General features: G+C 69.8%; 24 protein-coding genes and 2 tRNA genes. 10 read left to right on the top strand and 16 right to left on the bottom strand.

Features of this window, described 5'->3' with window-relative positions; all coding sequences use genetic code 11:
- Window positions 1–49: 49 nt before the first annotated feature.
- Window positions 50–994 carry a porphobilinogen synthase gene (hemB, locus tag JX005_RS05825; protein ID WP_372447325.1) on the top strand — a complete coding sequence of 315 codons (945 nt, stop codon included), beginning with the start codon at window positions 50–52 and terminating at the stop codon, window positions 992–994.
- Window positions 994–2,433, top strand: a complete 1,440-nt coding sequence (gene hemL, locus JX005_RS05820; RefSeq protein WP_214466466.1) for a glutamate-1-semialdehyde 2,1-aminomutase — start codon at window positions 994–996, stop codon at window positions 2,431–2,433. Before hemB ends, hemL begins: the two co-directional genes overlap by 1 nt.
- Before the next feature lie 12 nt (window positions 2,434–2,445).
- Here the strand turns inward: hemL and JX005_RS05815 are convergent, their stop codons facing one another.
- From JX005_RS05815 to galU, 5 genes are all read right to left on the bottom strand, one after another.
- On the bottom strand, window positions 2,446–3,741 hold the full coding sequence (locus tag JX005_RS05815; RefSeq protein ID WP_214466464.1) for a serine hydrolase domain-containing protein: 1,296 nt from the start codon (window positions 3,739–3,741) through the stop codon (window positions 2,446–2,448).
- 298 nt (window positions 3,742–4,039) lie between these two features.
- Window positions 4,040–4,115: transfer RNA gene (locus JX005_RS05810), tRNA-Ala, on the bottom strand.
- Window positions 4,116–4,594: 479 nt separating this feature from the next.
- Window positions 4,595–5,584, bottom strand: a complete 990-nt coding sequence (locus JX005_RS05805; protein ID WP_214466463.1) for a large exoprotein — start codon at window positions 5,582–5,584, stop codon at window positions 4,595–4,597.
- A gap of 56 nt (window positions 5,585–5,640) precedes the next feature.
- A complete protein-coding gene (locus JX005_RS05800; protein ID WP_214466462.1) occupies window positions 5,641–6,270 on the bottom strand; it encodes a GNAT family N-acetyltransferase in 630 nt (209 codons plus the stop codon).
- Between the two features lie 23 nt (window positions 6,271–6,293).
- Window positions 6,294–7,181 carry a UTP--glucose-1-phosphate uridylyltransferase GalU gene (gene galU / locus JX005_RS05795; RefSeq protein ID WP_214466461.1) on the bottom strand — a complete coding sequence of 296 codons (888 nt, stop codon included), beginning with the start codon at window positions 7,179–7,181 and terminating at the stop codon, window positions 6,294–6,296.
- A gap of 113 nt (window positions 7,182–7,294) precedes the next feature.
- Here galU and JX005_RS05790 point away from each other — a divergent pair, with 113 nt between their 5' ends.
- The 3 genes from JX005_RS05790 to mscL are packed head-to-tail and all read left to right on the top strand — an operon-like array spanning window position 7,295 to window position 8,677.
- Entirely contained in the window at window positions 7,295–7,891 is a 597-nt protein-coding gene (locus JX005_RS05790; RefSeq protein ID WP_214466460.1) for a 5-formyltetrahydrofolate cyclo-ligase, read from the top strand.
- 15 nt (window positions 7,892–7,906) lie between these two features.
- Window positions 7,907–8,221, top strand: coding sequence for an FmdB family zinc ribbon protein (locus JX005_RS05785; protein WP_214466459.1), 315 nt, complete (start codon window positions 7,907–7,909; stop codon window positions 8,219–8,221).
- A 33-nt stretch (window positions 8,222–8,254) separates the two neighbouring features.
- On the top strand, window positions 8,255–8,677 hold the full coding sequence (gene mscL, locus JX005_RS05780; protein ID WP_214466458.1) for a large conductance mechanosensitive channel protein MscL: 423 nt from the start codon (window positions 8,255–8,257) through the stop codon (window positions 8,675–8,677).
- A 649-nt stretch (window positions 8,678–9,326) separates the two neighbouring features.
- Here mscL and JX005_RS05775 read toward each other — a convergent pair.
- Together JX005_RS05775 and JX005_RS05770 are read right to left on the bottom strand one after the other, a co-directional pair.
- Window positions 9,327–9,518 (bottom strand): hypothetical protein, encoded by a 192-nt coding sequence (locus JX005_RS05775; protein WP_214466457.1) that lies wholly within the window; start codon window positions 9,516–9,518, stop codon window positions 9,327–9,329.
- On the bottom strand, window positions 9,505–13,209 hold the full coding sequence (locus JX005_RS05770) for an AAA family ATPase (RefSeq protein WP_214466456.1): 3,705 nt from the start codon (window positions 13,207–13,209) through the stop codon (window positions 9,505–9,507). The genes JX005_RS05775 and JX005_RS05770 overlap by 14 nt, the downstream gene beginning before the upstream one ends.
- A 195-nt stretch (window positions 13,210–13,404) precedes the next feature.
- On the opposite strand from JX005_RS05770, the gene JX005_RS05765 reads away from it, so the two are divergent.
- Window positions 13,405–13,950 carry a methylated-DNA--[protein]-cysteine S-methyltransferase gene (locus tag JX005_RS05765; RefSeq protein ID WP_214466455.1) on the top strand — a complete coding sequence of 182 codons (546 nt, stop codon included), beginning with the start codon at window positions 13,405–13,407 and terminating at the stop codon, window positions 13,948–13,950.
- A gap of 207 nt (window positions 13,951–14,157) precedes the next feature.
- Here JX005_RS05765 and JX005_RS05760 read toward each other — a convergent pair whose 3' ends face one another.
- Window positions 14,158–15,771 carry a monocarboxylic acid transporter gene (locus JX005_RS05760; protein WP_214466454.1) on the bottom strand — a complete coding sequence of 538 codons (1,614 nt, stop codon included), beginning with the start codon at window positions 15,769–15,771 and terminating at the stop codon, window positions 14,158–14,160.
- The gene (locus JX005_RS05755; RefSeq protein WP_214466453.1) at window positions 15,768–16,121 is read right to left on the bottom strand and encodes a DUF485 domain-containing protein; all 354 of its coding nucleotides are present in this window, start codon (window positions 16,119–16,121) and stop codon (window positions 15,768–15,770) included. Before JX005_RS05755 ends, JX005_RS05760 begins: the two co-directional genes overlap by 4 nt.
- A 142-nt stretch (window positions 16,122–16,263) precedes the next feature.
- Between JX005_RS05755 and JX005_RS05750 the strand changes: the two genes are divergently transcribed.
- Together JX005_RS05750 and JX005_RS05745 are read left to right on the top strand one after the other, a co-directional pair.
- Window positions 16,264–17,142 carry a helix-turn-helix transcriptional regulator gene (locus JX005_RS05750; RefSeq protein WP_307858506.1) on the top strand — a complete coding sequence of 293 codons (879 nt, stop codon included), beginning with the start codon at window positions 16,264–16,266 and terminating at the stop codon, window positions 17,140–17,142.
- 250 nt (window positions 17,143–17,392) lie between these two features.
- Window positions 17,393–17,749, top strand: a complete 357-nt coding sequence (locus tag JX005_RS05745; protein WP_214466452.1) for a histone-like nucleoid-structuring protein Lsr2 — start codon at window positions 17,393–17,395, stop codon at window positions 17,747–17,749.
- Window positions 17,750–17,769: 20 nt separating this feature from the next.
- Here the strand turns inward: JX005_RS05745 and pntB are convergent, their stop codons facing one another.
- Together pntB and JX005_RS05735 are read right to left on the bottom strand one after the other, a co-directional pair.
- Window positions 17,770–19,185: a Re/Si-specific NAD(P)(+) transhydrogenase subunit beta gene (gene pntB / locus JX005_RS05740; protein WP_214466451.1), complete on the bottom strand. Its 1,416-nt coding sequence runs from the start codon at window positions 19,183–19,185 to the stop codon at window positions 17,770–17,772.
- Complete coding sequence (locus JX005_RS05735) at window positions 19,182–20,726, bottom strand: Re/Si-specific NAD(P)(+) transhydrogenase subunit alpha (protein ID WP_214466450.1); 1,545 nt, start codon at window positions 20,724–20,726, stop codon at window positions 19,182–19,184. Before JX005_RS05735 ends, pntB begins: the two co-directional genes overlap by 4 nt.
- Window positions 20,727–21,072: 346 nt before the next feature.
- Here JX005_RS05735 and JX005_RS05730 point away from each other — a divergent pair, with 346 nt between their 5' ends.
- Complete coding sequence (locus JX005_RS05730) at window positions 21,073–21,354, top strand: Fe-S cluster assembly protein HesB (protein WP_214466449.1); 282 nt, start codon at window positions 21,073–21,075, stop codon at window positions 21,352–21,354.
- Between the two features lie 70 nt (window positions 21,355–21,424).
- Here the strand turns inward: JX005_RS05730 and JX005_RS05725 are convergent, their stop codons facing one another.
- Window positions 21,425–22,234 (bottom strand): endo alpha-1,4 polygalactosaminidase, encoded by an 810-nt coding sequence (locus tag JX005_RS05725; protein ID WP_307858505.1) that lies wholly within the window; start codon window positions 22,232–22,234, stop codon window positions 21,425–21,427.
- 58 nt (window positions 22,235–22,292) lie between these two features.
- Between JX005_RS05725 and JX005_RS05720 the strand changes: the two genes are divergently transcribed.
- Window positions 22,293–22,364: transfer RNA gene (locus tag JX005_RS05720), tRNA-Arg, on the top strand.
- Between the two features lie 219 nt (window positions 22,365–22,583).
- Here the strand turns inward: JX005_RS05720 and JX005_RS05715 are convergent.
- The 4 genes from JX005_RS05715 to JX005_RS05700 all read right to left on the bottom strand — a co-directional run bounded on the left by JX005_RS05715 (window position 22,584) and on the right by JX005_RS05700 (window position 26,053).
- Window positions 22,584–23,714 (bottom strand): site-specific integrase, encoded by a 1,131-nt coding sequence (locus JX005_RS05715; RefSeq protein ID WP_214466448.1) that lies wholly within the window; start codon window positions 23,712–23,714, stop codon window positions 22,584–22,586.
- Window positions 23,715–24,040: 326 nt separating this feature from the next.
- The gene (locus tag JX005_RS05710) at window positions 24,041–24,235 is read right to left on the bottom strand and encodes a hypothetical protein (protein WP_214466447.1); all 195 of its coding nucleotides are present in this window, start codon (window positions 24,233–24,235) and stop codon (window positions 24,041–24,043) included.
- A 104-nt stretch (window positions 24,236–24,339) separates the two neighbouring features.
- Window positions 24,340–25,374: a TM2 domain-containing protein gene (locus tag JX005_RS05705; protein WP_214466446.1), complete on the bottom strand. Its 1,035-nt coding sequence runs from the start codon at window positions 25,372–25,374 to the stop codon at window positions 24,340–24,342.
- A 52-nt stretch (window positions 25,375–25,426) separates the two neighbouring features.
- Window positions 25,427–26,053 carry a DUF4352 domain-containing protein gene (locus JX005_RS05700; RefSeq protein ID WP_214466445.1) on the bottom strand — a complete coding sequence of 209 codons (627 nt, stop codon included), beginning with the start codon at window positions 26,051–26,053 and terminating at the stop codon, window positions 25,427–25,429.
- Between the last annotated feature and the right edge of the window lie 66 nt (window positions 26,054–26,119).

The raw sequence follows: 26,119 nt of genomic DNA, 5'->3' as shown, positions 1-26,119 counted from the left end.
TCTTTTTCCGGGGGGGCCCCCCCCCCTCGGGCACCCCCGGCCTCGGCGCCTGCGCGCCACGCCCGCGATGCGCCGTCTCGTCTCCGAGACGCGCCTGCACCCCGCCGACTTGATCCTGCCCGTCTTCGTGCGCGAAGGTGCCGGCGACCCCGTGCCGATCTCCTCCATGCCGGGCGTCGTCCAGCACACGACCGACACCCTCAAGAGAGCGGTGACGGATGCCGCGACCGCCGGCATCGGCGGAATCATGCTGTTCGGCGTGCCCGAGCGCAAAGACGCGATCGGGTCGGGAGCGACCGATCCCGACGGCATCCTCAACGTCGCGACGCGCATCGCGGTCGCCGAGGCCGGCGACGCGCTCGTCGTGCAGACCGACCTGTGCCTCGACGAGTTCACCGACCACGGCCACTGCGGCGTGCTCGATGGCAACGGCTACGTCGACAACGACGCCACGCTCGAGCGCTACCGCGACATGGGCGTGGCCCAGGCCGAATCTGGCTCGCAGCTGCTCGGCCTCAGCGGAATGATGGACGGCCAGGTCACCGCGGTGCGCGACGCGCTCGACGCGAGCGGCTACGGCAACACCCCGATCCTCGGGTACGCGGCCAAGTACGCCTCCGCCTTCTACGGCCCCTTCCGCGAGGCCGTGCAGTCCTCGCTCGAGGGCGACCGCCGCACCTACCAGCTCGACCCCGCGAACCGTCGCGAGGGCGCCCGCGAGATCGAGCTCGACGTGGCCGAGGGTGCGGACGTCGTGATGGTCAAGCCCGCGATGAGCTATCTCGACGTGCTGGCGGATGCCGCGGCATCCAGCCCCATCCCCGTCTGGGCGTACCAGGTCTCGGGCGAGTACGCGATGATCGAGGCCGCCGCCGCCCACGGCTGGATCGACCGCCGCCGGGCGATCGAGGAATCGGTGGTGGGCATCCGCCGCGCCGGCGCCGATGCCGTGCTGACGTACTGGGCGGTCGAGCTGGCGGGATGGATCCGGTGATGACGCAGACCACCAACGAGAACGAGTTCGCCCGCGCCCGCGCGGCCATGCCGGGCGGCGTGAACTCGCCCGTCCGCGCCTTCGGCTCGGTCGGCACTACGCCCCGGTTCTTCGTCTCGGCGTCGGGTCCGCGCGTGACCGACGTCGAAGGACGCGAGTACGTCGACCTCGTCGGCTCGTGGGGCCCCGCGATTCTGGGGCACGCGCATCCCGCCGTCGTGCAGGCGGTGCAGGATGCCGCGGCCCACGGCCTCGGCTTCGGCGCGTCGACCCCCGGCGAGACCGAGCTGGCCGAGCTGATCGCCTCCCGCGTCGCCCGCCCCGGAGTCCCGGTCGTTGAGCGAGCGCAGCGAGACGCAATGCCCCCGGCGCACTCCCCGGTCGTTGAGCCCACCGACGCCCACCCCCCGGTCGTTGAGCGAGCGAAGCGAGACGAAACGCCCTCGACCCACCCGGTCGAGCGCGTCCGCCTCGTGTCGACCGGCACCGAGGCGACGATGACCGCGATCCGCCTCGCCCGCGGCGCGACCGGCCGCGACCTCGTCGTGAAGTTCGCCGGGCACTACCACGGGCACTCCGACGGCCTGCTCGCCGAGGCGGGATCCGGCGTGGCGACGCTGGCCATGCCCGGCTCGGCCGGTGTACCCGCGCCGATCGCCGCACAGACACTCGTCGTGCCGTACAACGACCTCGACGCACTGCGCGAGGTGTTCGCGCTGCGCGGTGCCGAGATCGCGGCGATCATCGTCGAGGCGGCGCCGGCGAACATGGGCATCGTCCCGCCGGCTCACGGCTTCAACGCCGCGATCGCCGACCTCGCCCACGCGCACGGCGCCCTCCTCATCCTCGATGAGGTGCTGACCGGCTTCCGCGTCGGTCCGGCCGGCTGGTACGGCATCGATCCCGTGCCGTTCACCCCCGACCTCATCACGTTCGGCAAGGTCGTCGGCGGAGGCCTGCCCCTCGCCGCGCTCGGCGGATCGGCGGCCCTCATGGAGCTGCTCGCCCCGCTCGGGCCGGTGTACCAGGCGGGCACGCTGAGCGGCAATCCGCTCGCCGTCGCCGCGGGCCGGGCGACCCTCGACCATCTCGACGCGGACGCCTATGCCCGCATCGACCGTGCCGCTGCGCAGATCGCGGATGCCGCGGCATCCGCTCTCTCCGAAGCGGGGGTGACGCACGTCATCCAGCGCTCGGGCAACCTGTTCTCGATCCAGTTCGCCGCCGAGCCGCCGACGGACTATGAGACGGTGAAGGCGCAGGAGGCGTTCCGGTACCCGCCGTTCTTCCGCGCGATGCTCGACCAGGGCGTCTCGCTGCCGCCGTCGGTGTTCGAGGCGTGGTTCGTCTCGGCTGCGCACGACGACGAGGCCGTGGGCCAGATCATCGACGCGCTGCCGGCCGCTGCCCGGGCTGCGGCGGAGGCGACGCCCGCCTGATCCCGGCCGGCGTCAGTCGCCGGATTCGACGAGCGGGTGACCCGTGGCTGCGGCGAGGGCGTTGGCGATGTGGACCGCCGGATCCTCGCACGGCCCGGTCGTGCGAGCTCCGGGCGTGGTGGGCGCCTCGGCCGGACACTCCCCCGACTTGATGTCGCTGTCGACCATGACGACGAGGGTGGTTCCGGATTCGGCATGGTGCTGGACGACGGTGTTGAAGCCCGGCAGCTCGCCGGTGTGGCCGTACCAGCCGAGCGCGAGACCGAGCCCCAGCCCGTAGGCGCGCGCAGGTGTCTGCGGGGCGTTCTGGTCGGGTCCGAGGTAGACCGGCACGTCGAAGTCGAACGAGTCGAGTCGGGTCGCCTGCCACTCCGACGACAGGATGCCCTCGCCGGTCGCCAGCGCCTCGCCCCAGACCAGCAGGTCGTCGAGGTCGGAGATCATCGCGCCCGCCGACCAGCCCCACGACGGATTCCAGTCCGTGGCGTCGACCGGTATGTTGTCGTCCGTCCCCTGCGTCGTGTATCCCTGCGCGTGCGGCTCGGGGAACGCCGCATCCGCCGGGAAGACGGTCGCGGAGAGCCCGAGCGGATCGATGATCTGCGCGCGCATGACGTCCTCGATCGGCGCTCCGGCGACCTGCTCGATCACCATGCCCAACAGCACGGTGTTGGTGTTCGAGTAGAACGTCTGGGCGCCGGGCGGGTACATCGGCTCGGTCCCCTTGACCAGGTCGACCAGCTGCTGCGGAGTCCACACGTAGTTCGGGTCGCCGAACAGGGTGTCCTGGAAGGACTCATCGAACGTGTACGACGGGATGCCGCTGCGCATGGCCGCGAGCTCGTACAGCGTCGCCTCGCCGTTCGGCATCCCGGGGACGTACATCTCGATGGGATCGTCGAGGGAGAGCTCGCCCCGCTCCGCCAGCTGCAGGAGCGCGGTGATCGTGAAGGTCTTCGTGACGCTGCCGACCCGCTGCCTGACGTCCGCGGTCATCGGCATGGTCTCGTCCCAGTTCTGATGGCCGATCGTCGCCGCCCACGTCCCGTCCGGCGTTCGGATGGCCATGACCGCGCCCGGAGCGCTGACCCCGCCGAAGGCCTCCGTCGCGGCTGCGGCGAGCGCGTCGCTCATGTCGCCGGCGAGGCCGTCCTCGACGATCGCCAGGGCGCCGTCCGTGCTGGACGCGGAAGGTGATGCCGACGGTGAGGCGTCGGGCTCGGCGCTCGTGCAGGCGGTCAGCGCGGCGGTGACCACGCCCACGACCGACAGCGCGAGGAGCGTGCGGTGCACAGCGGATATCGACACGGTGTTGCCCCCATCGCTCGATCAGCGGACGCCACCCCGGATCGACGCCTCGACCATGCTTAGCGCACCCCCTGTGCGGGCGCAATGCGGGTTGCCGCGGCAGCGCCCCATGAACGAAGAGAGCCCCCGCGAACGGGGGCGCTTCTGCCTTGGTGGACCTGAGGGGAATCGTCCCCACCGCTCCTCCACGCGCCGCTTCGCAGCGCGCGGAGCCTCTGCGGCGTGGGCCCACCCAGGGGTTCGATCCGCAGCGCCGATAAACGCAGAAGTGCCCCCGCAAGCGGGGGCTCTTCTGCGTTGGTGGACCTGAGGGGAATCGAACCCCTGACCTCCTCGATGCGAACGAGGCGCGCTACCAACTGCGCTACAGGCCCGTGAACCTCCGTTAGATTATCACGCTCCCAGAGGCCTCCCCGACCGGCCGGCGGCTCCGTCCGGCGCCGGCCTGGGGCATCCGGTGCCTGACCCTACCCACACCGTCCGCTGTCCACGGGTACAGGCATACGGCGCCCCTACACCCGCCATCTGTGGACACTGAACCGCGGCCGGGAGGAGGCCATTGCGGCCGTCCCCTGCACAGAATCGGAGATCGTCGCCGACACGCCGGGAACGGATGCCTCGTCCCGGCGCGCCGCGAACGATCTCCGATCTTGCGACCGGCCATGACCTCCGCCCGGCGGCACCCGCACACCCGGCATCCGTGGACACCGAACGGCGGCTGCGACCGTCCCCGTGCACAGAATCGGAGTTCGTCGCCGACACGCCGGGAACGGATGCCTCATCCCGGCGCGCCGCGCACGATCTCCGATTCTGCGACCGACCGCGAACCCCGGCCGGCCCAGGAGCCCCGGCCCTACTCCCCCGAGGCCCTCCGGGCGAGGAGTCCGCGCACGTGCGCCTCGATCTCGGCGTCGTCGACGTAGCCCATCCCGGCGAAGTCGGCGCGGGCGACCCGGGCCGTGTCGATCGACGGCGGACGCTGCACCTCGGCGCGCTCGCGCATGGCCTCCTCGAGCGCGGCCTGCCGCATCGACTCCCGCGCGGCCTCGACCTCGAGCATCGCCGCGGCCCGCGAACCCGCAGACGCGGTGAGCGGCCGAGGCAGCTCGCGCGGCGCCCACGCGCGCGACGCGGGCTCGAGCTCAACGTCCTGCACGCGCACGTCCGGACGCGCCACGGGCGCGGCAACGCCAACCGTGGCGCGCGACGCGACCCGCGACAGCCGCTGAAGAACCAGAGCGGATGCCGCGGCCACCGCCACGCCCGCCCACAACCACACCTGCACCCCGGTCGCCAGCACCTCGAACACGCCGAAGCCGGCAACGGACACGCCCAGAACAAGCATCAGCGTTGCCACGAACCGGAACCGACGTCGGGCACGCGCGCGTCGCGCCGCCGGCGCCGAACGCGCGGCAGACTCCTCGGCCCGAGCCGCGGCCTGGGCGGCTTCAAGCTCAGCCCGAGCCTGCGCCTGCGCGGCCGCGCGCTCGGCACGAGCGCGCTCCAGGTCGATCCGGGCTGCCGCCTCGGCGATTTCTCGCTCGGTACGGGCGCGCTCGAGGTCGGCCTTCGCCTGCTGGAGGGCGGCCGACTCGCGCTGCGCGAGCGCCTGACGCGCGAGCCGCTGCTGCGCCATCGCGGTGCGGGCGTTGAGCTCGAGGCGAACTTCCTGCGGCGTCTCGCTCGTCTCGGCCAGCACGCGCAGCGCCTGGTTCAATCGAACGGCGTTGCGCTCAGCGGCGTCGAACTGACGCCGGCTGTGCCACGTCGGAAGCAGATAGACGAGCCACAGGAGCACGGCGACGAGAACGATGACCCCGCCGCCCAGCACTTGCCCGCCCATGTCGACAACGGTAAGCGAGCGGATGCCTCGGCCGAGGCATCCCGTCGCGTGTCGCTCTAGGCGTGCAGACGATCTGCAGGCGGCACGGTCGCTGCGTCGTGCGGCGCACGGCCCGCCAGCCAGCGCTGCAGCACCCCTTCGGGCACCTCGTCGCGCACCAGTGCGAAGGCGTAGTGGTCGCGCCAGTCGCCGTCGATGTGGATGTACCGCCGGCGCAGACCCTCGTAGCGGAAGCCGAGTTTCTCGACCACCCGGAGGCTCGCCTGGTTCTCTGGCCGGATGCAGATCTCCATGCGGTGCAGGCGAAGTTCAGTGAAGCAGATGTCGGTCGCCATCGCGACGGCCGTCGGCGTGATGTTGCGCCCGGCGAACCGCTTGCTCACCCAATATCCGATCGTCGCGGAGGCGAGGGAGCCGCGCGCGATCCCCCACACGTTCAGCTGACCGGCGATGTTGCCGTCGTGCTCCATGACGAAGGGCACGCCCGCGCCGTCGCGGTACTGCTGCAGCAGGCGACGTACGCCGAGCCGCATGTCGAACGAGACGGGTCCGTCGGGGCTCGTCGCCTCCCATGGCCGCAGCCACTCGCGGTTGGAGAGCAGCTCGTTCTGCAACACGCGGGCATCACGCGGCCGCACGAGCCGGATGGCTACCGGTCCGTGTCGGCGGGGAGCCGTCAGGTCCACGTGACCCCCTCGTACGGGCGGCGTCAGAGGTTCGCCGCGAACTCCTTGAACCAGGGTCGCAGTTCGGGTCCGAGATCGTCACGATCGGCGGCGAGCTGCACGATGGCCTTGATGTAGTCCACCCTATCGCCGGTGTCGTAACGGCGACCACGGAAAATGACGCCGTACACGCCCGGACCCTCGGTGTCGGCCGCGAGCTCCTGCAGCGCGTCCGTCAGCTGGATCTCGCCGCCCTTGCCCGGCTCGGTGCGCTCGAGGATCTCGAACACGCCGGGGCTGAGCACGTACCGGCCGATGATGGCGAGGTTCGACGGCGCGTCCTCTTTCTTCGGCTTCTCGACGAGCCCGGTGACCTTGACGAGTCCGTCGGTGTCGGTGGCCTCGACGGCCGCAGCGCCGTACATGTGGATGTGCTCGGGAGCGACCTCCATGAGGGCGATGATCGTCGCGCCGGTGCGCTCGTGCTCGGAGATCATCGTCGTGAGCAGCTCGTCGCGTTCGTCGATGAGGTCGTCACCGAGCAACACCGCGAACGACGAGTCGCCGACGTGCGCCTTGGCACGCAGCACCGCGTGACCGAGACCCTTCGGCTCGCCCTGACGCACGAAGTGGATGTCGGCGAGGTCGCTCGACTCGAGCACCCGGTGCAGGCGATCGACGTCGCCCTTGTCCTTCAGCTTCTCCTCGAGCTCGGGCACCGAGTCGAAGTGGTTCGAGATCGCGTTCTTGTTGCGACCGATGATGACGAGGATGTCGTCGATGCCCGCCTGAGCGGCCTCCTCCACGACGTACTGGATGGCCGGCTTGTCGACGACCGGCAGCATCTCCTTGGGCATGGCCTTCGTTGCCGGAAGGAAGCGCGTGCCGAGTCCGGCCGCAGGAATGACGGCCTTCATGGATGTGTGGGGCATGCGAGCATTCTAGGGTCCTCAGGTCAGCGACCCCCGTGCGTTGACACCCGCTCGGCCGCCGCGATATGCCGCGCGGACGGCCGACCCGCGCAGCGACGCCTAGAATCAAGGGCATGTCCGACGCGATCGCCGATGCGAAGCGCGCGCTCCGAGCAGAGCTGAGGGAGCGGCGGCAGCTGCTGACCCCGCAGGCCCGCGAAGTCGCGGCCGTCGGCATCCACGCACAGCTCGACGCGCTCGTCGAAAGCGTCGGCGCCCGGTCGATCTCCTGCTTCCTCTCGACCACCACCGAGCCCGGCACGCGCGAATTCGTCGCCGGGGCCGTGGGGCGCGGCATCCGAGTCCTCCTTCCCGTCACCCGAGCCGACGGCCTGCTCGATTGGTCGGTCGCGACACCCGAGCTCGACATCACCGAGGGCATGTTCGGGCTCCCCGAGCCCGTCGGCGAGCTGCTCGGCCCCATCGCCGTCAACGACGTCGACCTGCTCGTGATCCCCGCCGCGGCCGTCGACCGCACCGGCATGCGCCTCGGCTGGGGACGCGGATACTTCGACAAGACGATCGGGTCGATGGAGCGCTGCCCTCCGGTGTACGCCGTGGTCTTCGACTCCGAGGTGCTCGACGAGGTTCCGAGCGACCTGCACGACCAACCCGTCAGCGGCGTCGTGACCCCCACGCAGACCATCGTCCTCGCGCCCGTCCGGCGCTGAACGACCGAGAGAGACATGCCCACCTACGCCTACGCCTGCAAGCAGTGCGGACACCGCTTCGACGCGGTCCAGTCCTTCGCCGATCCCGCCCTCACCGAGTGCCCCGAGTGCGGCGGACCCCTGCGCAAGGAGTACGGCTCGATCGGCGTGACCTTCAACGGCTCGGGCTTCTACCGCACCGATTCGCGCGCAGGTGAGAAGAAGGGGTCGGATGCCTCGACCTCGGCCGCGTCGTCCTCGTCGTCGTCGCCTTCGACTGGCGGCTCTTCGCCGTCTTCGACATCATCGAAGTCGGAGGCGAAAGCCTCCCCCGCCTCGACCGGGTCGTGACCGGCGGAAGCCGGAGACAGTGAGGAGCGTCACATGATCAAGGGCTTCAAGGAGTTCATCCTCCGCGGAAACGTCATCGACCTGGCGGTCGCGGTCGTCATCGGCGCCGCGTTCACGCTGATCGTGAACAACATCGTCGCCGGACTCATCAACCCGCTCATCGCGCTCGTGTTCAACGCGAGCAGCCTCGACGAGGTCGGCTGGACGGTCACCAATCTGAGTGGCGAGCCCGTCTTCTTCGGCTTCGGGATGATCCTCGGCGCGATCATCAACTTCCTGGCCGTGGCCGTGGTCGTGTACTTCGTGTTCGTGTACCCGATGAACCGCTGGAAGGAGCGCGCCGCGGCGAAGGCCGGCATCGCCGAGGAAGAGGCATCCGAGCTCCCCACCGAGCAGGAGCTGCTGCTGCAGATCCGCGACCTCCTCGCCGCGGCGCCCCCCACCCCCGGTCGTTGACCCCGGGTCGTTGAGCGAGCGAAGCGAGACGAAACGCGAGCTCGGGCCCCGCTGATCGAGTGCGCGCGAAGCGCGTGTATCGAGATCCCTCTCACGTGCGCGGGGGCCGACCCCGGGTCGTTGAGCGAGCGAAGCGAGACGAAACGCCCCTCATGCGGGAACGCGTCTCGTCTCGGTCGCTCCGCTCCCTCGCTCAACGACCCGCACCTCACGGGTGCCGGGGGCCGACCCCGGGTCGTTGAGCGAGCGAAGCGAGACGAAACGCGAGCTCGACCCCCGCTGATCGAGTGCGCGCGAAGCGCGTGTATCGAGATCCCTCTCACGTGCGCGGGGGCCGACCCCGGGTCGTTGAGCGAGCGAAGCGAGACGAAACGCCCCTCGCCGCGCAGAACGTTTCGTCTCGGTCGCTTCGCTCCCTCGCTCAACGACCCGAAACTCGCCGGCGCGGGGGCCGACCCCGGGTCGTTGAGCGAGCGAAGCGAGACGAAACGCCCCTCATGCGGGAACCCGTTTCGTCTCGGTCGCTTCGCTCCCTCGCTCAACGACCCGAAACTCGCCGTTGCGCGGGGGTCTCGATACGGCGCTGGCGCGCCTACTCGACCAGCGGGCACGGCGCTGGCGCGCCTACTCGACCAGCGGGGGCGGCACGTCAGTAGTGCGGCGGAACATCCCTCTTCAGCCGCTCGTCGTTCGGCCCCGAACCCTCGCCGGCAGCCGGGGCCACGGCATCCGCTTCCTCATCACCCGGGACCGGCTCGGCGCTCGTTCCGGGCGCGGGCGTCAGCTTGACGCGACGCGAACCGGGGACCCGCTCGATGCGCTGACGGTCAGTCGCTGACATCGATCGGCTGCGTGTCGGTCTCGACGCGCGGGGCCTCGGGCGGCACGCCGAGCATCGCAGCGATCCGCTGGGCGACGCCCGCGGGGTCGCTGTACAGGTCGAACGAGTGCACGCGCACGTAGTGCCAGCCGAGGCGGCGCAGGATCTGCGGGCGCAGCCGCAGCGACTCGCGTAGCGACTCGCCGATCGTCTCGGGGTCGCTCTCGACCACGACCGCCTTGCCGTCGTACTGCGCGACGAGCGGCAGCAGTCCGCGGTAGTGCACGTCGACCGAGAGGCCGAGGCGACGCAGCTCGCGCGCGAGCGCGAGGGTCAGCGGGTCGGCGAGGTCTTCGAGCCGGGCCTCGCGCGCCTTCGCGGCGATCCCGCCGAGGATCGACATGAGCGTCGCGGCGCCGTGCTCGAGCCGGCCGTCGTCGAAGGCCGACGGGCGGATCGACGACACGATCACCATCGAGCGGCGGGCACGCGTCATCCCGACGGTCAGCAGTCGCTCGCCGTCAGGCGTCGACAGGTCGCCGAAGTCGCTCAGCACGCGGCCGTGCTTGGTCAGGCCGAAGCCGAGCGAGAAGATCACGCGGTCACGGCTCTCGGCGACGGACTCCTCGAGCGTCAGCACCGCGAACGGCTCGGCGGTGTCGCGCGAGACGAAGTCGGCGACGTCGGAGCGTCCGGAGAAGGCCTTCTCCACTGCCGCCCTGATGCGCTCGGCGTGCCGGCTGCTGGCCGTGACGACCATGAGCGACTCGCTCCCGCGGTTCACGGCGTGCTCGACGACGAGCGTCACGACGCGGTTGACCTCGGCGTCGGGGCTCTCGACGGCACCGGTGATCGGATCCGGTGCACCCGTGCCGCCCTCGACGTAGTCGACGCCGAGGCTTCCGCGGCCGAGGTATGAACCCGCCCACGGCAGCGACACCAGTTCGCCGCCGTAGAAGGCGTCGTTCACGAGCTCGGCGAGGTCTTCTCCCCCGGCGCGGTAGCTGCGGGTCAGGGTCTCGACGGGCAGCAGTTCGGCGAGGCGCTCGAACACGCTCGTCTGGTCGAACGGCTCCTCGGACTCCTGCTCGTTCTCGTCGGGCGTGCCGGCAGCGACGCGGAACGGCGTGGGCTTCTGCGTGACCGGATCGCCGAACACGACGATCTGCCGGCCGCGCCGAAGAGCGGGTGCCGCCTCGGCGAGGCACAGGGCCGCGGCATCCGCGACGATCACCACGTCGAACTCGGGAGACGCCGGAATGGCGGGCACGTCGTACGGCGACGACAGCCACACCGGCGCCAGCACGCGCGACAGGTTCGGGGCCGCGTGCACGAGGTCGGCCGCGGTGACGCCGCCGTTCTTGAGCGCCCGCTTGAGCTCACTCGCCTCGGCCGGGTGATCGACGATGCCGATGCGCCACTGCGTGGCCAGCTGAGAGGCGAGAAGAGGACCGGATGCCGCGGCATGCGCCTCGTCGACGAGCCGGAAGTCGCGCTCCAAGCGGTCGACCACGGCGGTGTTCGCACCGAGCACGGCACGGTCGGTGCGCAGCAGCAGCTCGAGCGCGGACTGCCACCAGGCGTACTCGAGCTCGTCGGCGACCTGCGCCTCGGGGACGTGGCGCACCGACAGCTCGGTGAGCAGCGGCTCGAGGCCGAGGCCGGCGAGCTCGGTGCGCAGGGTCGCGCGCTCCTTGAGGTTGTCGAACACGTCGGAGTCTGCGGCGAGGCCGGCGAGCGTGCGCACGAGGTGCTTGACCGGAAGCGTGGCGAGCCGGTCGGCCCCGCTGCGTCCGAGGACGCCGTCGAGCTCGGCGAGCTCGGCGTCGACCCGCGCCCACGCGACGTGGACGTCGGCCAGGCCGAGCGGCACCTCGGGGGTCACGCCGGAGTCGACGAACCGCTGCCACTCGGTGCGCTGCTGCTGAATCCGCACCAGTGCCTCGTACATGTCGGGCACGTGCACGCCCGGGCGCACGTACTCGCGCGAGAGACGGCGCAGGCGGCGGCGGTTGGGTCCGCTCATGTTCGGCGCGTCGCGGCGGGCCGCGTGGGCCTGGATGAGCTCGCCCAGCGGGCGCTCGAAGACGGTGAGGCTGAAGCGGTCGAGCGAGTCGCGGATGCCCTGGAGAAGCCGCAGGTACGCGCCCAGCTCGGCGATCGTCTGGAACGGACGCATCCGCGTCTGCGCGATCATCTCGTAGCCGCGCTCGAGCAGGCTCGGCACGTCGCTGCGGTGCAGCTTGCCGGCGAGCGCGTGGGCGGCGCGGGCCTGCTCGGGCTTGGCGAACGAGACGCCGTACCACGGCGAGTCGTCGGGTCCGAAGCGGAACTCCCCCAGCCGCGCGGCGGCGGCGAGCTTCTCGGCCGCGTCGGCGCGGCCGTCGGCCAGCCGCTCGAGCGTCGTGGCGTCGAAGCGCGCCGCCGTCGAGGGGGCGGGGTTGTGGGCCGCGAGGGTCGCGAGAGCGCGCAGGATGTCGAGCACCGAGACGGAGAGCGACGGATGCTGCGCCGTCACGGCTCCGCGGTAGTCGCGCAGCACGCCACGAAGCCGCACGAGGGCGTCGTCGATGTCGGCGATCTTCGGCGGCTCGGCCTTCTCGTTGCGGCCGATGGCGCGGATGAGGTCGCGCTGAAGTTTGCGCGGCGACACGGCGAGGCCGGGCAGGCCGATGCCGGCGAGGCGGTGGCGGATGCCGTCGAGGGTCGAGCTGCGGGCGCTCACGACGAGCACACGCTTGCCGTCGCGCACGAGGGCGCCGACCGCGTTGATGACGGTCTGCGTGCCGCCGGTGCCGGGCAGCGTGTGCACGGCGAGGGACTGGCCCGCGGTGATGCGCGCGAGGACGCGCTCCTGCTCGGAGTCGGCGTCGAGCAGCAGGGTGTCGGCCGCGGGCGGTCGCTCGTCGGGGCTCGTCGGGGCGACCGCGTCGCGGCGCAGCGTGAGCGCCTCGCGATCGGAAGGATGGCCGGCGAGCGCATTGAGAACCGGGTGGTCGAGGTCTGCCGCATCCCGTGCCATCGCATCGCCGACATCGGCGAAGCTCGACACGAGTAGGCGGGGCTTGACGACGTAGGACTCGATCCACGACGTGAGCGCGCGCAGGTGGTCGATCACCGGCTGCGGCTTGAAGACGCCGCCCTCGTACGCGAGGGCGGCGAGACCGGCGCCGTCGAGCTCGATGCCGAAGTGCGTGAGCATCGCCCGGACGAGCTCGGGGTTGACGATGAACGAGCCGTGCAGCTTGAGCTCGAAGTCGGAGTGGTGGCGACGGATGGCGAGCGGTCGCAGCAGCACCGGAGCGGAGCACTCCAGGCTGCCGATGCGCCAGTTCGCGAGGCCCACCGCAAGATGCACCGGCTCGAGCCCGCGCGTGGTGCGCAGCTCCGTGTTCTTCGCGGTGATCCGCTCGGCGGCCAGGCGCGCGTTGCGCCGGGCGACCTCGTCGCGGAAGAGGTTGGAGAGAAGCGTGGAGCGGCCCGTGATGAACTGCGGCAGGCTGCCCGGATGCGCCTTGGTGATCTCGATGGACGAGTCGCCCGTGTCGGTGAAGTGCAGGAGCGTGGAGCGCCCGCCGAGGTCGGCCGACTGCACCCGCAGGCGCTCGCGCTCGGGATCGGCGATGTGCGCCACCACGACGTCGGGCTCGGCGAGGCCGAGATCGCCCGGCGTCACGACGCTGCCGGACACGGCGTCTTCTGCGCCGGCCACGACGCTGCCTTCTGCTCGCCACACACGAGCCACACTAAGCGTCGCTTCCGGATGCCTCTTGCAGCGGAGCCGAGTTTCGCGGTATTGGACACGCCGGGTGACCAGCCGTTCCTCCCCACCCGGAATCCGGGCGGGGTTGTACACGCCTGGTTTCCGTCGATCGCGGGTTCGATGGGGCGGGGCCAGGATGGTCCCATGACCCCCCACGACCCGCCTCGCTTCCGCGTCCATCCCTCCCCCGTGGGCGACATCCTGATCGTCACGACGGCCGAGGGCATCGTGACCCTTCACCCGTTCGACGGCCCCCTCGGTGCCGAGATCGAACGGGTCTCCCTTGCGCTGCGGGCCGTGCCGATGCCCGACGACTCCCCCGATGGTCCGTCGGCCGCTCTCTTCGACGCAGCGATCACGCAGCTCGACGAGTACTTCGACGGCGACCGGCGCGAGTTCGACCTGGAGCTCGACTGGCGCCTCGTGCGCGGGTTCACCCGCGACGCGCTCGAGGCCGTGCGTGACATCCCTTATGGCGAGACGGCCGGGTACGGCGAGGTCGCGATCGCGGCCGGCAGTCCCCGCGCTGCGCGCGCGGTCGGCACCGCGTGCGCGACGACGCCGTTCTCGATCGTCGTCCCCGTGCACCGCGTCGTGCGCGCCGACGGCTCGCTCGGCGAGTACGGCGGTCGTCCCGACGTGAAGAAGTACTTGATCGAGCTAGAGCGCCCGGCCGTCCCGGTTCGTTGACGCTCCTCGGTTCGTTGAGCGAGCGAAGCGAGACGAAACGCCCCAACCCAACCACGCACCCCCACCCCCACCCCCACCACGTAGGCGACCCCCGCGGGCGTGTAGGCCGCCCGCGCAGTCGCCCACCCGCGGACACTCCCCGTCGTCCGCACAGCACGGCCCGGGCGCCTCCGCCCGGGCCGTGCGATTCACCGCGGTGAATCGGGGTTAGTGGTGCGTAGCCTTCTCAGCACCGAAGCCGGTGAGCGACCGCACTTCCATCTCGGCTGCCTTCCGCCGGTCCTCCGCCCTCGACGAGGTGACCGATCCGAGCCAGCCCAGGAAGAACCCGAGCGGGATCGAGACGATGCCCGGGTTGTTGAGCGGCCAGATCGCCGTGCCCACCTTGAAGACGCTCGTCTCCGTGCCCCAGAACACCGGCGACAGGAAGATGAGGATGATCGCGGCGGCCAGACCGCCGTACATACTCCACACCGCCCCACGCGTGGTGAACTTGCGCCAGAACAGCGAGTACAGGATGGTCGGCAGGTTCGCCGACGCCGCCACGGCGAAGGCGAGCGCGACGAGGAACGCCACGTTCTGACCCTGCACGCCGATGCCGCCGATGATCGCCAGGATGCCGATCACGACGACCGTGCGACGGGCGACCTTGACCTCACCGTCGGCCGGCACGTTGCCCTTCTTCACGACATTCGCGTAGATGTCGTGCGCGAACGAGGCCGCCGCGGTGATCGTGAGCCCGGCGACGACCGCGAGGATCGTCGCGAACGCGACCGCCGAGATGAACCCGAGCAGGATCGGACCGCCGAGGTGCAGCGCGAGCAGCGGTGCAGCCGAGTTGACACCGCCGGGTGCCGCCGCGATCGCTTCCGGACCGACGAGGGCGCCGGCGCCGTAGCCGAGCACGAGCGTCAGCAGGTAGAAGAGGCCGATCAGCCAGATCGCCCACACGACCGACCGACGCGCTTCCTTGGCGGTCGGCACCGTGTAGAAGCGCATCAGCACGTGCGGCAGACCCGCCGTGCCGAGCACGAGCGCGATGGCAAGTGAGATGAAGTCCCACGGATTCGCGCCGTACTGCAGGCCCGGCCCGAGGATCCCCTCACCCTGCGGCGACGCCGCCACAGCGCTCTCGAGCAGCGTGTTGAGGCTGAACCCGTTGATCGCCAGCACCCAGATCGTCATGACCAGCGCGCCGCCGATGAGCAGGAACGCCTTGACGATCTGCACCCACGTGGTGCCCTTCATGCCGCCGATCAGCACGTACACGATCATCAGCACGCCGACCACGGCGACGACGATCGACTGTCCGAGCGTCTCGGTGATGCCGAGCAGCAGCGAGACCAGCCCGCCCGCGCCCGCCATCTGCGCCAGCAGATAGAAGAAGCACACCGCGAGGGTCGTGATGGCCGCAGCCATGCGCACAGGCCGCTCCTTCAGACGGAACGACAGCACGTCGGCCATCGTGAACTTGCCGGTGTTGCGCATGAGCTCGGCCACGAGCAGCAGCGCCACGAGCCACGCGACGAGGAAGCCGATCGAGTAGAGGAACCCGTCGTAGCCGTTGATCGCGATCGCGCCGCAGATGCCGAGGAACGACGCCGCAGACAGGTAGTCACCCGAGATGGCGAAGCCGTTCTGCGGTCCGGTGAACGAGCGCCCAGCGGCGTAGTAGTCGGCCGCGGTCTTGTTGTTGCGGCTGGCGCGGATGACGATGAACAGCGTCACCGCCACGAACGCCCCGAAGATCGAGATGTTCAGGATGGGGTTGTTCTCGACCGTGTCGACGGCGGCCGAGATCGTCGCGAAGATCTCGTTCATACGGATGCCTCCTGCCGGGCCTCGAGCTCGTCACGGATCTCTTCGGCGATGGGGTCGAGCTTGCGGTTGGCGTACCAGACGTAGGTCATCGTGATCGCGAAGGTCGTGACGAACTGCCCGAGGCCGAAGATCAGCCCGACCGTGATGTCACCCCACACCCGCTGCGCCATGAACTCCGGCGCGAACGACGAAAGGAGCACGTAGGCGAAATACCAGACGAGGAACGCGATCGCCATCGGGAACACGAACCCGCGCTGCCGGCGCTTGAGCTCGGTGAACCGTGGCGACTCCTCGACCTCGATGTAGTCGATTCCGCCGGGTGGGGCGGTGTCTGTCCGGGGATCGGACATGTGGCCTCCTTGCCTCATGTACGGGCGCGTCGTCGCGCCGGGTGGGGGTATCTCGGGAGGCGGGACGAGCGCTTACCCGAGTGGTAGGGTCGACGCTACGCAAAGCGGCGAGGACGCCGTCACCCCCGGAAGTAGGTAGCGCGTGAGCGCACCAGGCATCGATCAGTCGAACCGCACGGACGGCGACACCCAGCTGCTCGCCCGCGCGGTGACCGATCTCGTGCGTCGCACACACTTCCCCGTCGCCTTCGGCGGCCTCGAGCGGGGCGACGCGATCCACGTCACCTCCATCGTCGGCGCCCGCACGCGCAGCCTCGAGGGTCTCGTGGTTCAGGCATCCCGCGGGCTCGGTGGCCGTGCTCTCGTTGAGAAGCGCCCGCGTCTCGCACTCGACTACCGCTCATCGCGCAGCATCACGCACGACTACGACCGCGCCGTGCTCGGCGAGGGCATCTCGACGCTCTTCGCCGTCCCGGTGCTCGTCGGCGCGCGGGCGCGCGGCGTCATCTACTGCGGATCCTGGTCGTCCTCACCCGTCGGCGAAGTTGCCGCGCGTCCCGCGATCGCCGTGGCAGACGAGCTGTCGTCCGAGCTGCGCATCCACGAAGAGGTCCAGCGCCGGCTGAGCGTCATGCCCGCGCCGGCGCGGGGTGAGGCATCCGCTCTCGCTACGGCCGCCCGTGAAGAGCTGCGCGAGACCTACGCCGAACTTCGGAGCATCGCCGCCGGAGTCGACGACCCCGAACTGCGCGCACGCCTGTCGCGTCTCGAGCAGCGCCTGGCGGCATTGTCGCAGTCTGATAAAGAGCCGGCGCTCGAACTCGACGTGCGACTTTCGCCACGCGAAATCGACGTGCTCGCGTGTGCCGCGCTCGGCGCGACGAATTCCGAGGTCGCCGCGACTCTTTCCCTGCGCGAGGGAACGGTCAAGTCGTACCTGCAGTCCGCGATGGCGAAATTGGATGCCTCGACCCGCCACGCCGCGGTCGCCAAGGCGCGTCGCGCCGGCCTCCTCCCCTGATCTGCGCGTTTCGTCTCGGTCGCTCCGCTCCCTCGCTCAACGACCCGCAAAGCCGAGCCCACAGGTCGTTGAGCGAGCGAAGCGAGACGAAACGCGTCTCCCCGACCCGACCCCCAGGTCGTTGAGCGAGCGAAGCGAGACGAAACGCGTCTCCCGACGCAATACCCTCTGCCTGAATTCACAGACCCGGCTTATACACCATCCGAATATCCGCGCCCATTCGGCGACAATCGCGCGTACTGTGCTTTTCATGGCTCGCAGAATTGTGCATCAGCTCGTCGACGACCTCGACGGCTCCGTCCTCGAAATCGGAGAGGGTGAGACCGTCCTTTTCTCCCTCGACGGCGTCGCCTACGAGATCGACCTCACCGAGGGGAACGCCGCGGCGCTCCGCGACGCCCTCGCCCCCTACGTCGCCGCCGGCCGCAGCGTCGGCTCGTCCCGCGGCGGCAGCGGCAACGGCGGTGGTGCGGCCCGCAAGCGGCGGCGCACCGGCCAGCAGGACTACGGCGCCATCCGCGAGTGGGCCAAGGCGAACGGCCATCAGGTGTCGGAGCGGGGCCGGGTGCCGGCATCCGTTCTCGAAGCCTACGAGGCGGCGCACTGAGGCACGCCGCCTCGCGGCCTTCACACGCGTGAGAGCTGCCCGAGGATCTCGTCGACCTTGTCTTTCGCGTCGCCGAAGAGCATCTGCGCGTTCTCGCGATAGAAGAGCGGGTTCTGCACGCCCGCGTATCCCGATGCCATCGAGCGCTTGAAGACGATGACGTTCGCGGCTTCCCATACGCGGAGCACGGGCATTCCTGCGATCGGGCTGCCCGGGTCTTCGGCGGCGGAGGGATTCACTGTGTCGTTCGCGCCGATGACGAGCACGACGTCGGTGCGCGCGAGGTCGTCGTTGATCTCGTCCATCTCGAGGACGATGTCGTAGGGCACCTTGGCCTCGGCCAGCAGCACGTTCATGTGCCCGGGCAGGCGGCCGGCGACGGGATGGATGCCGAACCGCACGTCGACGCCCCGTTCGCGCAGCTTGTGCACGAGGTCGGCGACGCCGTGCTGCGCCTGCGCGACGGCCATGCCGTAGCCGGGGGTGATGACGACGGACGACGCTCCGGCGAGCATATCGGCCGCGCTCTCGGCGTCGATCTCGCGGTGCTCGCCGTACTCCTCGTCGCCCGAGCTCGGCGCCTCGATGCCGAAGCCGCCGGCGATGACCGACAGGAACGAGCGGTTCATCGCCTTGCACATGATGTAGCTCAGGTACGCACCCGACGAGCCGACGAGCGCGCCGGTCACGATGAGGAGGTCGTTGTTGAGCAGGAAGCCCGCGGCCGCGGCGGCCCAGCCCGAGTAGCTGTTGAGCATCGAGACGACCACCGGCATGTCGCCGCCGCCGATCGACGCGACGAGGTGCCAGCCGAGTGCGAGTGCCAGCGCCGTCACCGCGACAAGCAGCCAGAGCTCGGGCGTGATGACGTACCAGACCGTCAGGATCACGAAGAGCACGAGCGCCCCGAGGTTGAGGACGTTCTTGCCCGGCAGCATCAGCGGCTTCGACGAGATGCGGGCCGACAGCTTGAGGAACGCGACGATCGAGCCGGTGAAGGTCACGCCGCCGATGAAGACGCCGATGAAGACCTCCGCGTGGTGGATGTCGGCGAGCGTCCCTTCGAGGCCGGTGTCGTACAGCGCGCCGTTCCAGCCGACGAGGACCGCGGCAAGACCGACGAAGGAGTGCAGCAGGGCGATGAGTTCCGGCATCCCGGTCATTTCGACGATGCGCGCGCGCCACAGACCGATCGCACCGCCGATGAGAACAGCCGCCACCAGGAGGACGAGGCCGAGCGTCGCCGCCGGATCGCTCCACGCGTCGGCGGCGACGAGCCAGACCGTCGCGAGCAGGGCGATCGTCATTCCGACGATGCCGTAGGTGACGCCGCGGCGGCTGGTCTCGTGCTTGCTGAGCCCGGCGAGGCTGAGGATGAAGAGGAGTGCGGCGACGATGTAGGCGGCTCCGGCCACCTGGCCGGCGACGGCGCTCATCGGGTCTCACCCTTCTGGAACATCGCGAGCATGCGCCGCGTGACGGCGAAGCCGCCGAAGATGTTGATGCTCGCGACCAGCACGGCGATCGCGGCGAGGATCTGCACCGTCAGGTCGGGCACGGTGATCTGCACCATGGCGCCGACGACGATGATGCCCGAGATCGCGTTCGTGACGCTCATGAGCGGCGTGTGCAGCGCGTGGGCGACGTGGCCGATGACGTAGAAGCCCACGACCACGGCGAGCGTCAGCACGAGGAAGTGCTGTGGCAGGGGTGGCGGCGCGAACGCGCAGATCGCGAAGAGCGCCGCGATGCCGGAGACGACCAGGCCGGTCTTGGTTCCGCGCGACATCGTCTTCTTCGGCGCGGGCGGTGCTGCGGCCACCGCAGCCTTCGCGGGCGCGGCCGAGACCTGCACCGGCGGAGGAGGCCACGTGACCGCGCCGTCCTGCACGACTGTGACGGTTCGCTGCACGACGTCGTCGAAGTCGAGGCTGAGCTCCCCGTCCTTGGCGGGCGTGAGCAGCTTGAGCAGATTCGCCAGGTTGGTGGCGAAGAGCTGGGATGCCTGCTGCGGCAGGCGGCCCGGAAGGTCGGTGTAGCCGAGGATGACGACGCCGTTGTCGGTGACGACCCGCTCCCCCGCGACCGAGCCGGCGACGTTGCCGCCCTGCGCCGCGGCCATGTCGACGACGACGCTGCCGGGGCGCATGGTCGCGACATCCGCTTCTGTGATGAGGCGCGGCGCCGGGCGACCCGGGATCAGCGCGGTCGTGATGATGATGTCGACGTCGGCGGCCTGCTCGGAGTAGATCTCGGCGGCCCGGCGGTCGTACGCCTCGCTCGTCGCCTTGGCATAGCCGTCGGCCGAGACCTCTTTGGCCTCGTCGGGCACGACGACCTCGAGGTACTCCCCGCCGATCGAGGCGACCTGATCGGCGACCTCGGGGCGGGGGTCGGTCGCCCGCACGATGGCGCCGAGGCTCGACGCCGCGCCGATCGCGGCCAGGCCCGCGACGCCGGCGCCCGCGACGAGCACCTTCGCCGGCGGAACCTTGCCCGCCGCCGTGACCTGGCCGGTGAAGAAGCGGCCGAACTCGTGCGCCGCCTCGACGACCGCGCGGTAGCCGGCGATGTTGGCCATCGAGCTGAGCACGTCCATCGACTGCGCGCGTGAGATGCGCGGCACCGCGTCGAGCGCGATCGCCGTGATCTGTCGGGTCGCCAGCGCCTCGACGAGGTCGGGCCGCAGCGCGGGGCTGAGCGTGGCGACGATCGTGGCTCCGTCGGCGAGGCGGTCGATCTCGGCGGGGCTCGGCGCGTTCACCTTGAGGATGATCGGCGACCCCCACGCGGTCGCGCCGTCGACGACGGTCGCTCCGGCCGCGGTGTAGGCGGCGTCGGGGAACGACGATGCGGCTCCGGCTGAGGACTCGACGACGACGTCGTAGCCGAGCGCGATCAGTTTGGGGACGGTGGTCGGAGTCGCGGCCACCCGGTTCTCTCCGGGCGCTTCGGCGACGATGCCAATGCGGGTCATGCGTTCCTCTGGATCGGTGCTCGGGCCTCCACCCTGTCAGAGGGCGCAGACGTTCAGCCTCGCATTTCCCCCGACACGGCGGCAAGAATCCCAGATCTTGTCATTTCGTTGACTCCGGCCCCTGGGTCGTTGAGCGAGGGAGCGAAGCGACCGAGACGAAACGCGCCCCCGTTCCCAGCGCTCCTCACCCGCAACCGTGTTTCGTCTCGCTCCGCTCGCTCAACGACCCGGGGGCAACCGCACCCCGAACGTGTGAATCCCCTCCAAACCCCCGCCTCACCTTGCACCCCACCCGGATTCTCGGAATCGTGGCCGGTCCGCAGTCCGCTACGGAAGGAAGAACATCATGCTCACGATGACCCAGACCGCCGCTGAGGCCGTCAAGCAGATCGTCGCACGGGTTCCGCAGGTCGAAGACGGAGGCGTGCGCATCCGCGATGCGGGCAACGACACCGGCTTCGAACTGAGCGTCGCGGGTGACCCGCAGCCGCTCGACACCGTGGTCGTCACCGACGGCGCACGGGTGTTCCTCGACGAGACCGCCGCAACGGCGCTCGACGACCGCGTGCTCGATGCCGAACTGGCAGAGGACGGCTCGGTGCGCTTCGCGATCGGCCTCCAGGGCTGAGCTCCCTCGGCTTTCCGGCGGCCCCGGCGCTTCGGCGTTGGGGCCGTTGCCGTTCCCGGGTGGGTAAGCCTCAGGGGCAGAGGTCGAATATGTAGGCGGCGTCGTCGGGTGTGACCAGGTCGCGGTCACGCAGCACCGCGGAGGGCGGCATCCGCTCGTCTTCACACGCGGCGAGGAAGTCGTCGGCGTCGGAGTACTCGATGGCGATCACCCGGTCGCCGTAGACGTCGGTGTAGGCGTCGCACTCGTCGAACGCGGCGCACTCCTCGGCGATGGCGAAGTCGAAGCCGGCCTCGCTGCGGAGGGCGGCGGCGTCTTCGGCGGCGTTCTTCTGTCCGGCGGCGAGGCCGGCGTCGTGGGCGATCTCGACCAGGTCTTCGGCGAGCTCGAGGTTGTCGTCGAGGGTCAGCGCGCCGTCGCTGCGGGCGTAGGTGTCGAGGTTGTCGAACTCGACGGCGTCGTAGCCCGCGTCGGCGCATCCCTGGATCCACGGCTGCACGATCTCGGCGATCGCTTCGCGGTTGTGATCGGATGCCGTGTCCAGCAGCGCCTCGTCGGGCCACGCCGGATCGAACACGAGGTTCTGGTCGGCATCTTTCAGCAGGAGCTGGCCGAGCCAATCGGCGAGCTCGCCCGGCTGGGTCTGGAACGCGTTGACGTAGCAGATGGAGTACGCATCTTCGACGGGCGCCGCGGTGCGGTCGCGCACGACGATCTCGACGCCGGGCGGCGGCGGGTAGGCTCCGCCGAGTTGGTAGTCGGGGGCTGCGCCGGCTGGGGGCAAGGTGATCGCGGTCGGTGCGTTCGCGGTGCACGCGGCGAGCGCCAGCGCGGTCGCGACAGCGATGATGACGGATGCCGCGCCCCGCCCGATTGCCACGGTGCGACGTTACTCGTCCCGAGGTGGCGTCGGCGGCGAGGGTAGACTTTCGGGGCCAGCCTCTGTAGCTCAATGGAAGAGCAGGTCCGTCCTAAGGAAACGGTTGGGGGTTCGAGTCCCTCCAGGGGCACAGTCTTTTCTTGCCTCTGACCAGGAATTTCTTCTGAGGTCAGACCACTCAGATTGTGTTTTTGGCCGCTTTTTGGCCGCATTTGAAAAACCTGTGAGCCGAAAACGAGGCACATTCGACGCCCTTCACGGAGCGTCGTTCGACGCCTCAGAACGACGAAATCGCGCATTTCGGGCGTCCTGAGCCTCGTCGAGAGGTTGAGCAGTCTGCTCTCCGGCGTTACGTCGGTCGGGCGTAGCGGGTCTGCGGACCTGACGGCAACGCCACGAGCGGCATCGCGTCGTTGAGGCGCGAAGCGACGGCATCCAGGTCGTCGTCGAAGAGGTCGGCGTAGGTGTCCAGCGTCATCGCGGCCGACGCGTGGCCGAGCATCCGCTGCACAGCCTTCACGTTTGCGCCCGAGCTGATCGCGAGCGATGCGGCGGTGTGGCGGAGGTCGTGAGGCGTCAGCCTCGGGATCGATGGGTCCACAGCCTGCGCACGGCGGACCGCGTTCGCAAACCATCCCTGTGCGCCTGAGTTGCGCATGTGGTTGATCCCGTCGCCGAACAGCAGCCCTTCCGGTCCCTTGCCGGCGCACGCCTGCTCGATCATCGGAGCGAGCCGCGCGGGGTAAGGCACCGAGCGCCTCTCGTGCGTCTTTGGCGTGCCGACGTGGATCTCGTACGCGATCATCACCGCGTTCTCCTCGATCACGAAGCGTCGACGCAGTCGATTCACACTCCGCACGCGCAGCCCCGTCGCCTCCCCCCAGCGCAGGCCGGTGTAGGCCAAGGTCAGGACCATCGTCGGATACGCCGAGCATGCCGCCAACGTCGCCACCTGGTCGTGCGAGAGATAGACGCGGCGCTTGCCTGGTCCGCTCCGAGGGAGATTGCGAATGTGTCGCGCCGGATTGTTCGCAAGGCGACGATCATCGATGGCGACATCGAGGATGCCTGCGAGGACTCCCAGCGCGCGAAGCACGACCGTGCGCGACTTCTGCGTCGCGAGCTCTGACACCCAGTCCTGAACTTCAGACCGCCGGATCGACCAGATCTCCCTGTCTGCCCAGACTGGAGCGACGTGGTTCTTCCACGCCCGCTCGAGCGTCATGTAGTACGAAGGCTTCGACATCGGCGGCTGCTTCGACCGGAGCCAGCTGTCGGCGAACATCCGGACCGGCACCCGCGATGCCACGGGATCGATGTACTCGCCCTTCGACTTGGACACGGTGACCATGGACAGGTAGAGCTTCGCCTCGCGCATCGTCGTGAAGCCGCGCTTCTGCGTTTCGGTGCGATCAGGCTTGCGATAGCGCACGCGGTAGCGCCGGCCGTTTGCCGTTTCGTACGGGGTGATGGTGCCCATCTCTCGACCTCCGCTCATGCTGGATTCAGGGCCAGTGTCGGACACTCGTGCGTCCGCGTCAACGCGGCCGATGAGAGATGTGGATAGATGACGGAAGACGTCGTCAACTGCCGCTGGGGTGGAGGGCGCCCCGTCCGACGCAGAGAGTGTAGCGATCGTTCGCGTCTCCGTTCTCGCCGCTCACTCCTTGCAGACTCCGCGCTGACGCGCGTCGCTTAGCAGCCGTTCGACGACGAGCACTGCGCCGCACCCGACCGCTGGGGGGCTGAATGTCGGAGAGAGGCGCGAAGGGGTGCGCGACGTCCATCCTGTGGAATCCCGCGTCGTCACGCCGCCATGCTCGTGAGGTGATACCCGTGGCAGGCGTCGCACTCGTAGGTGCGCACCTCGCGCCTGCGCGTCGGAAGCATCTCCTCCTCAGCCCTCTTGCGCAGCGTCGCGACGCTGTGGAGCGCGGTGACGGCTTCGCGGTGGTCGCGGAAGCGGATCTTGCCGCAGGTGTGTGATTTGTGCAGTGACATGAGCTTCCATCCTTCGAACCGATTGGGAGTGGGTAGGGGTATTCAGTTGGGGAGTGCCGGGAGGGGCCGAGCCGCGCATCCACGACCCGACCCCTGCTGAACGCCTAACCGACGGTGAGCGTCCACGCGCCGTCGGCGTTCACCGTGATGACCGACGGGCCAGCCGACAGAGGTACGGTCCCCGAGTACGCGCCGAACTCGTTCACGAGCAGCCCCATGCTGAACACCTCGCCCGTGTCCTCGAGAACGACGAAGTTGCGAGCACCGTCGTGGGTCGCAGTGAGAGCTGCCGCACCGCTGTCACAGAGGAAGACCGCATCCCCTGCACCGCTCGACGCGAGCGCCGGCGCCGCCCCCATCGGCGCGATCGTGATCGTCCAGTCGCCATCCGCGGTGACCTGGATGCGCACGCCGTCGTCGAGCGCGTTGATGCCCCACGCGGTGGTCCCGGTGTATCCGCCGATGGTGTTCACGAGGAGTTCGCCGGTAGACGCATTGGCAGCGTCGAGTACCGAGAGGGCGAAGTTGCGCGATCCATTGTGGGTTGCGGTGACGATGCCGCCGGTCGCGCCCTCAGGCAGGGTGATGAGACCGTCGCCGGCGCCCGTCTGCGTCATGACGTCGAACGTGCCCCACCGGTCGTTGGCCCACGTCGCGGCAGTCGCCTCGGGCTCCGCGGGTGCGGCAGGCTCCCCTGCCTGCTCGACCTCGACGGGCGCGCCCGGTTCGACCTCTTCGACGGGCGACGACGATCCGGTGTCGTCGACTGCTCGGTTGACCGCGTTGCCGCCGTTTACCGCGCCGATCACGATGCTGAGCACGATGATCGCAGCGGTGACGATCCAGGCGACGAGGCGCAGCTTGTCGTACCCCTCGAGCGGGCGCCCCTGCTTGTCGCGGGCGGCGCCGGCGAGCACGATCACGAGGTCGACGAGCACCCAGACGCCCAGCCCGCCGAACGTGAGGAGCTTCAGGATGCCGGTGCCGACCTTGCCGAGGTAGAACCGGTCGACGCCGAAGATGCCGAGGAACAGGGCGAACAGCCAGGTGAGCAGGAATGAGCGCTGTCCGGTGTCGGCCTGCGGCGCTGATGGAGCCGGCGCCGGTGCCGCGTACGGCGCCGGAGTGGGGGTGGTCACGATTGTCTCCTTGTTGTGTGTTGGTTGTTCTTGCGATTGCGAGAAGTCGTGGTCAGTACGACCACTCCCAGCCGTTGGCGGCGCCCATGGTCAAGGCGACGGAGCCGGTGGGGGTGGGCACGTCCAGCACGATCCAGCCCGACACGCTCTGCGCCGGGCCGATGTCGGAGGGCAGCTGGTCGCCGGCATCCATGCACCACCGCGCGTTGCCGAGCGGGTCGTTGACGCGCTTGCCGTCGGCGTCGAAGGCCTGCCAGCCCCACTGCGAGAACGACAGGGTGCCGATCTCGTCCTGCGCCAGCTCACGCGTCGTCTCAACGTTGAGATGGATGCCGATGAAATGGCCGTTCGCGGGCACATCGGCGAATTCCGCAGTGCAGGCGACATCGACGACGATGTCGGTGACGGCGAACTGGGACGTGAGCAGGTCCTGGTTGTCGGAGCGGCCCGTGCCGGCGAGCTGGCCGACCTCCTTGACGAGGTTGCCGCGGTCGTTGACGACCCGCTCGCCGAAGTCGGCGCCCGCCTCGGACTCGGTAGGCGACGGCGTGGGCGTCGGCGTTGCGACAGGCGGGGTGCCGGGCAGGCGCGACGGGTCAGCGGTGCTCGGCGCGGCGCTGCAGCCCGTAAGGATGGTGAGCGCGGCGATCGCCAGGATCGGTGCGGTGACGGTGCGCATGGCTTCTCCTCGGGGGATGTGAAGGAGAGCGGACGGTCGGGCCCCCAGACGTCGACCGTCCGCTCC

It is taken from the genome of Microbacterium flavescens, from assembly GCF_018588945.1.
GTDB lineage: Bacteria > Actinomycetota > Actinomycetes > Actinomycetales > Microbacteriaceae > Microbacterium > Microbacterium flavescens.
This window is presented reverse-complemented; position numbering and strand designations above follow the sequence as displayed.